Here is a 6881-nt window from a genome sequence, read left to right on the forward strand (position 1 = left end):
CAACCGGTGTCAACCGTTCGGTACCTGCACGCAGTCTTCTTGCTCATGCCTTGCCCAGCTCTTCCTGCAAAAACGCCACCAAGGCTCGCTGCAATCCGGTCAACGCGCCTTCCCGGCTGATCAGCGCCAACTCGGTCGGCGGCAGTTCGGGCAGATCGCTGCATACGCGATGCTCAGGCAACACCGCCGAAGCGGGCAGCACTGACACGCCCAGCCCGGAGGCCACCGCTGCCTGAATGCCCGTCAGGCTGTGGCTGCCGAACGCAACGCGCCAGGGCCGCTGCGCCACATCCAGCAGACGGATCGCCCGTTGCCGATAAATGCAGCCCTGTGGGAACAGCGCCAAGGGCAATACCCCATTGGCGGAGTCGACCCCCACACCCTTGACCCAGACCAGCGTTTCCGGCCACGCCGCCCAGCAGGGGCCGCTGTCCGGTTCGCGTTTGACCAAGGCAATATCGAGGGTGCCCACCGCGAGTTTCTGCTTGAGATCGGTGCTCATGCCGCTGACGGTTTCCAGGCGCGCTTCGGGCCTGGCCCGGTTGAAGCCGGCAAGGATCACGGCCATGCGCCGGGCATCGAAATCTTCCGGTACGCCGATACGCAGGATTTCCAGGTCGAGGTCGCTGGCCAAGGCTTCCACTGCCTCCGAGGACAGGGCGAGCAAGCGCCGTGCGTAGTGAATCAGCATCTCTCCATGCTCGGTCACGCTGATGTTCTGCCCGGTTCGGTCACGCAACAGCAGCGCATGCCCGACCAGTTCTTCGAGTTTGCGCACCTGTTGGCTTACGGTGGATTGGGTCCGGTGCACGCGCTCGGCGGCGCGGGTGAAGCTGCCTTCGTCCGCCACACAAACGAAGGTCTTGAGCAATTCGAGATCGAGCATGGCGGCCTCTTGATATTCGATTTGTCACTGACAGATCGTTATTAATTTAATTTCACACTATCACTGATCGCTCTTAACCTGAAGATCACCCTTCAGAGGAAACGAACATGACACTCACAATCACCCCGCGCCCCGAGTGGCTGACCTTCGATTGCTACGGCACGTTGATTCAGTGGGATGAGGGCTTGAAAGCCGTGGTGGCGGACATCTTGCGCGACAAGGGGGATCACAGCGTTGATGTCGATCGCCTGATCGAGGTGTACGACCGGCATGAACACCGGCTGGAACAGATGCCGCCGCATCGCTCGTTCCGCGAGTTGAGCACTAGCGGGTTGCATCTCGCCCTGGAAGAACTGGCGTTGGCGAGTGCCCCCGAAGACAGCCTGCGCCTGGCCACGGCGATCCCGCGGATGCCGCCGTTTCCGGAAGTGATCGAGACCCTCGCCCGGCTCAAGGCGATGGGTTTCAAGCTGTGCATTGTGTCCAACACCGATGACGACATCATCGCCGGCAACGTTGCGCAACTGGGCGGGCACATCGATCGGGTGATCACCGCGCAGCAGGCCGGTGCTTACAAGCCGGATCCGCGACTGTTCGACTACGCTCACGAGCAACTGGGCGTGACACGTGATCAAGTGGTGCACATCTGCGCCAGCCCGACGCTGGACCACACCGCCGCGCGGGACATGCACTTTCGCTGCGTGTGGGTCGATCGCGGCACCGGTCGGCAATTGCTGCCGGACTACCAGCCCGATGCGACAGTAAACACGCTGGATCAAGTCGTGCCCTTGTTCAAATCCCTTGGCTGGTAAACCCGGAGTCATTGCCATGGCACACACCCTTGCAGGTGGTTCCCGTCCCACCCGTTACACCGAGCTGAATCTGGATTCGCAGGCGGCCATCACCGCGCGCACGGAGCTGGCAGCGTGCTTCCAGCTCGCGGCGCTGCACGGTCTGGAGGAGGGAATCTGCAACCACTTTTCCGCGATGGTGCCGGGCCGGGATGATCTGTTTTTTGTGAACCCCTACGGTTATGCCTTCGAAGAAGTCAGCGCTGAAAATCTTCTGGTCTGCGACTTTCACGGCAATGTCGTGGCCGGCGAAGGGCAGCCTGAAGCGACCGCGTTTTACATTCACGCCCGCCTGCACCAACAGCTGCCAAGGCTGAAAGTGGCGTTCCATACGCACATGCCTCACGCCACGGCGTTATGTTTGCTGCAAGGCCCACCGCTGTTGTGGCTGGGGCAGACGGCATTGAAATTTTACGGCCGCACGGCGGTGGACGAGGACTACAACGGCCTGGCCCTCGATGAATCCGAAGGCGACCGGATCGCCAGTGTCATGGGCAATGCCGACATTCTGTTTCTGAAAAACCACGGTGTGATTGTCGCCGGACCGACCATTGCCGAGGCGTGGGACGATCTGTATTACCTCGAACGTGCCGCCCAGGTGCAACTGATGGCGATGGCGACCCAGCGCGATCTCAAGCCTGTGCCCGAGCCGATTGCCCGGCGCGCCTACGAACAAATGCGCCTGGGGGATGCCGAAAGCGCGCGGGCGCATTTGCACAGTGCGATGCGCAGACTGTCCAAAGGACGATTGCCCCTCACTACGGCGTAGACTAAGCTCGCAAAATATAAGGGTTTTGGGCCTTCGCCCATGCCTTACCCTTGCAGGATGAGCTTTGCCTAATCTCCAAAACGACCCGCACATCGCCACTGGCGTTGCTTTGAAACGGTTGCCGCTGCGCAAGGCAGCGATGCTGTTCATTGCTGTGGTGTGCCTGTGCCTGTGCGGTTTGCTTTACCTGCAACTGGAGCAATCGCGCCGGCACGATCTGGCCGTGGCCGAAGTGGCGTCATCGAACCTGACGCGAGCCATGGCGCAGCAAGCCGAAGACACCTTCATGAAAGCCGACCTGGTGTTGACCAGTCTGGTTGACTGGATTCAGGCCGACGGCTACGGTCCGCCGCAGCGCCCACGTCTTCAGAAAACGTTCGCCCAGCGGGTGCAGGCGCTGAATCAATTGCACGGGATCTTGCTGTTTGACCAGAAGGGCCAGTGGATCGTGACTTCTTTTGCGGATCTGCCTCGTGGTCGAGGCGTGGCGGACCGCGAATACTTTATGTATCACCAGCAGAACGTATCGTCCGTGGCGCACATCGGGCCGGCCATTCGCAGTCGTGAGAATGGCGAGTGGATCATTCCGGTCTCCAAGCGCATCAACGATAAAAACGGCCATTTCCAGGGCGTGTTGCTGGCCGGCATCAAGATGTCCTACTTCGACCAGTTCTTCAAAAGCTTCAGCCTTGATGACAATGGCTCGATGTTTTTGGGGCTGACCGACGGGACGTTGCTGGCGCGCCGGCCGTTTGTCGAAGCGCAGATTGGCTCGTCGTTGGCCAATGGCGAGATCTTTCAGACGTTGCTGCCCAACGCGCCCTCCGGCAACGCAACGTTCCGTTCGGTGGTCGACGGCACCGTTCGGTTGTATGGCTACCGACAGCTCGACGCCTATCCGCTGGTGGTGTCGGCGGCATCGTCCAGGGATTCGATTCTCAAGGGTTGGTACGACACCGCGTTTCGATCCAGCGTCATCGTTGCCCTTGTCGTGCTGGGCATTGGCTTGTTCGGCTGGGTGTTCGTGCGCCAGGTTCGCCTCGGCGAGCAGGTCGAGGCGGATCTGCGCAAGGCCAAGGAGGCGCTGAAGCTCATCGCGACCCACGACAGCCTGACCGGCCTGGCCAATCGCCGACTGTTCGAGCAGGCGTTGGACATCGAGTTCGGCCGTGGCATCCGTCAGTCGAGCTCATTGAGCCTGATCATGCTCGATATCGATTACTTCAAGCGCTACAACGACGCTTATGGCCACGTGGCGGGGGACCATTGCCTGGCACAAGTGGCACGGGCGGTGAAGAGTTGCTGCCATCGAAAAGCCGATCTGGCGGTGCGGTACGGTGGTGAGGAGTTCGCAGTGTTGCTGCCGGATACCGATATTCACGGTGCGATGGTCATTGCCGAGCATATCCGTCGCGCCGTCATGGCCAAAAACATCAGCCACAGCGGTTCGCCCAACGGTTTCGTCACGGTCAGCCTTGGCTGCTATTCGTTTGTGCCCACGCGGCTGGACAGCACCGAAGTGTTCATCGGGCGTGCGGACGCCGCCTTGTATCAGGCCAAGCATTCAGGGCGAAACCGTTCGGCGGTGCTGTCCATCGACGGCGGGATCGAGGAGTTGATGCGCTCGGATCGTTAAGACGACTCAGGCGCGAGCGGTCTGTGCGGATTAGCGAAGGCTGTAGTCGGCAAGTTTTTGTTCGAGCCGCTGACGCACCGTCGGCCATTCATCATCGATGATGCTGAACCGCACCGAGTTGCGCTTGCGTCCGTCCGGCATGATCCGTTCGTGACGCACGATACCTTCCTGTTGCGCGCCGAGCCTGAGGATTGCGTTGCGCGACTTCTGATTGTTCTCGTCGGTGGTGAACTGCACCCGCACGCAGTCCAGCACGTCGAAGGCGTACCGCAGCATCAGGTATTTGGCTTCGGTGTTGACGAAGGTTTTTTGCCAGCGGGCCGAGATCCAGCTGCTGCCGATTTCGAGCTTGCGATTGAGCTGGTCGATTTTCCAGAAGCGCGTCGAACCGATGACCTCCCCGGTGTCCTTGAGCACGATGACGTAGGGCAGAACAGTACCTGCATCCCGTCCGTCGAGGGCTTTTTTCAGGTAGCTGTGCACCGTGGTCGGGGAGGGCACGACGGTGACAGTCAGGTTCCACAGTTCGCCATCTTCGGCGGCGTGTACCAGCGCATCGGCATCGGCGTATTGCAGTGGGCGCAGGCAGATTCTGTTGCCTTCCAGCGGTGTTTCCATGGCGTCGGTTTTCTCGGCAGATCAGGCAGGCGTCGGGCGCCTATTACGCCGTAGTTCCGACGGCTGACGCAACTGGCAGGGCTAATCGTCGTGTGGCGATTGGCGAAATCAATTGTCGGTCGTACCGTTTTATCCCTTATACATGGCGGCCATCGGCGCAGAGACCTGCGGCCACTGCATAAGGACCGAGCAATGAGCGAGCCACGTCTGAGCAATCTTGCGTTGTACCTGCAACGCCTGGGCTTCGATGCGCCACCGGCGCCGACCCTGGACACCCTGCGTCAACTGCAACTGCGTCACACCGGCGCATTCCCGTTTGAAAACCTCACCACGCTGTCAGGCGAGCCTGTGCTCATCGATCTGCCGTCCATCGAGCAAAAAGTCCTGCACGATGGTCGTGGAGGTTACTGCTACGAACTCAACAATCTGTTTCTGGCGCTGCTTCAGGCGCTGGGCTTCAATGCCCGTGGCATCTCCGGCCGAGTGGTCATGGGCCAACCCGAGGGCGCGTGGACGGCGCGGACACACCGCTTGAGCCTGGTCATCCTGGATGACGTGCGCTACATCACCGATGTCGGCTTCGGTGGCATGGTGCCTACGGCACCGCTGCTGCTCGATACCCCGGCCGAACAGCGCACGCCCCACGAACCCTATCGCATCGAGCAACATGCCGATGGCTACACCTTGCGCGCCAACGTTGCCGGTGAGTGGCGGGCGATGTACATCTTCGACCTGCAACGGCAGGAAGACATCGATTTCGCCGTCGGCAACTGGTACGTCTCGACCCATCCTGAATCGTCTTTTGCCAGGCAACTGATGGTGGCGCGAACGGGAGAAGGCTGGCGGCGCACGCTCAACAACGGCAGTTTTGCGATTCACCGGATGGGCGGCGAGAGCGAACGTCGGCAGGTGACGGATGTGGATGAGCTGGTCGGATTGCTGGGGCGCGAGTTCGGGATTCGGGTGCCGGAGCACGCAACGCTCAAACAAGTGCTTGCGCGGTTGATCGTGGCGGCGTAGCTCAAGGCTTCATCACGCGATGAATTTCACTGAGCACCTCCGATAGTTTTTTCTCCAGGCTTTTTAGCTCGGCGGCCGTTATCCCTTCTTTGAAATGTCCGGCATTTACAACAGCGGTGTTCGGGATGGCCGCTGCGCTCTTGCTTCCATCGTCGAGCAAGGCCTTGCGCAAGGTGTTGTTGATCACCGTCTGATAACCGAAACCTTCGCTCTCGGCGGCGAGGCGCGCCGCGTCTAACACGACATCGTCGAGCATGATGGTGATGCGGGTTTTGCCTTTGCTCGAGGCAACCGCTCCGCGTTTGGCGTTGCTGAAATCGTATTCGTCTTTCATGGTTCAAGCCTCCAGATATCGGCGCCGTTCATTTTTGGTAGCGACGCGCGCGGAAATGATTCGAACGAAATTCGGCTCGCGCCAGGTGTACGCAACGACCAACAATCGACCTTTGGCATCCAGCCCCATGATGATCCAGCGCTGTTCATCGTGATGGTTGTCCTCCAGCGAGAGGGCTCTCTCGTCATAAAACACCGCCTCGGTCTCCGCGAGGCTGATCCCTTGGTGCTTTAATTTGTTAGCTGCGTTCTTTGCCTTGTGACACTGAATCTCGAATGACTTCATTATGCATACTTTATATGTATAAGCGAGAGGCGTCCGTGCCGGCGGTCGCTTGGAATGCCAAAGACTAGCGGGCGGGGGAGAAGGCGCAGGAAGGATGTATTTCAAATGTTTTTTTGGAGGGGGAAACAGCGCAGGGAAAGGACTGCATGGACACATGTCCATAATCTGACTGATGAGTTGTATACAACTCTATAGACATTTGTCCTGAGTCTTGCATACAGTGTGCGCATAACAAAAACCAGGGAACCCCCCAACCATGAAAACGCCCCATGTTTCACACCAACGGCCTGAGGACGAAAACCTCGGTGTCGGCGCGAATATGGCTTACGGCCTGCAACACGTTCTGACCATGTACGGCGGCATCGTCGCGGTGCCTTTGATCATCGGCCAGGCGGCCGGGCTCTCGCCGGCGGACATCGGTTTGTTGATTGCTGCTTCATTGTTTGCGGGGGGCTTGGCAACATTGCTGCAGACCCTCGGTT

At 59.6% G+C, this 6881-nt stretch carries 9 protein-coding genes; 5 read left to right on the forward strand and 4 right to left on the reverse strand.

The window, feature by feature from the left end; all coding sequences use genetic code 11:
• Nucleotides 1-43 precede the first annotated feature (43 nt).
• Nucleotides 44-886, reverse strand: a complete 843-nt coding sequence (locus KGA97_RS22205) for a LysR substrate-binding domain-containing protein (protein WP_223481504.1) — start codon at nucleotides 884-886, stop codon at nucleotides 44-46.
• A gap of 107 nt (nucleotides 887-993) precedes the next feature.
• Between KGA97_RS22205 and KGA97_RS22210 the strand changes: the two genes are divergently transcribed.
• From KGA97_RS22210 to KGA97_RS22220, 3 genes are all read left to right on the forward strand, one after another.
• Nucleotides 994-1698: a haloacid dehalogenase type II gene (locus tag KGA97_RS22210; RefSeq protein WP_223481505.1), complete on the forward strand. Its 705-nt coding sequence runs from the start codon at nucleotides 994-996 to the stop codon at nucleotides 1696-1698.
• 16 nt (nucleotides 1699-1714) lie between these two features.
• Nucleotides 1715-2506: an aldolase gene (locus tag KGA97_RS22215; RefSeq protein ID WP_207285117.1), complete on the forward strand. Its 792-nt coding sequence runs from the start codon at nucleotides 1715-1717 to the stop codon at nucleotides 2504-2506.
• Between the two features lie 64 nt (nucleotides 2507-2570).
• Nucleotides 2571-4142 carry a GGDEF domain-containing protein gene (locus tag KGA97_RS22220; RefSeq protein ID WP_008037663.1) on the forward strand — a complete coding sequence of 524 codons (1572 nt, stop codon included), beginning with the start codon at nucleotides 2571-2573 and terminating at the stop codon, nucleotides 4140-4142.
• A 30-nt stretch (nucleotides 4143-4172) separates the two neighbouring features.
• Here the strand turns inward: KGA97_RS22220 and KGA97_RS22225 are convergent, their stop codons facing one another.
• The gene (locus KGA97_RS22225) at nucleotides 4173-4760 is read right to left on the reverse strand and encodes a GNAT family N-acetyltransferase (protein WP_008037662.1); all 588 of its coding nucleotides are present in this window, start codon (nucleotides 4758-4760) and stop codon (nucleotides 4173-4175) included.
• A gap of 192 nt (nucleotides 4761-4952) precedes the next feature.
• Here KGA97_RS22225 and KGA97_RS22230 point away from each other — a divergent pair, with 192 nt between their 5' ends.
• The gene (locus tag KGA97_RS22230; RefSeq protein WP_223481506.1) at nucleotides 4953-5780 is read left to right on the forward strand and encodes an arylamine N-acetyltransferase family protein; all 828 of its coding nucleotides are present in this window, start codon (nucleotides 4953-4955) and stop codon (nucleotides 5778-5780) included.
• A 1-nt stretch (nucleotide 5781) separates the two neighbouring features.
• Here the strand turns inward: KGA97_RS22230 and KGA97_RS22235 are convergent, their stop codons facing one another.
• Nucleotides 5782-6114 (reverse strand): BrnA antitoxin family protein, encoded by a 333-nt coding sequence (locus tag KGA97_RS22235; RefSeq protein ID WP_192416865.1) that lies wholly within the window; start codon nucleotides 6112-6114, stop codon nucleotides 5782-5784.
• Nucleotides 6115-6117: 3 nt separating this feature from the next.
• A complete protein-coding gene (locus KGA97_RS22240; protein ID WP_223481507.1) occupies nucleotides 6118-6399 on the reverse strand; it encodes a BrnT family toxin in 282 nt (93 codons plus the stop codon).
• Between the two features lie 256 nt (nucleotides 6400-6655).
• Between KGA97_RS22240 and KGA97_RS22245 the strand changes: the two genes are divergently transcribed.
• A partial coding sequence (locus KGA97_RS22245) for a solute carrier family 23 protein (protein ID WP_317848241.1) occupies nucleotides 6656-6881 on the forward strand: 226 nt, incomplete at its 3' end.

The sequence above is a fragment of the Pseudomonas sp. BF-B-15 genome (assembly GCF_019946675.1).
Classification (GTDB): Bacteria; Pseudomonadota; Gammaproteobacteria; order Pseudomonadales; family Pseudomonadaceae; genus Aquipseudomonas; species Aquipseudomonas migulae.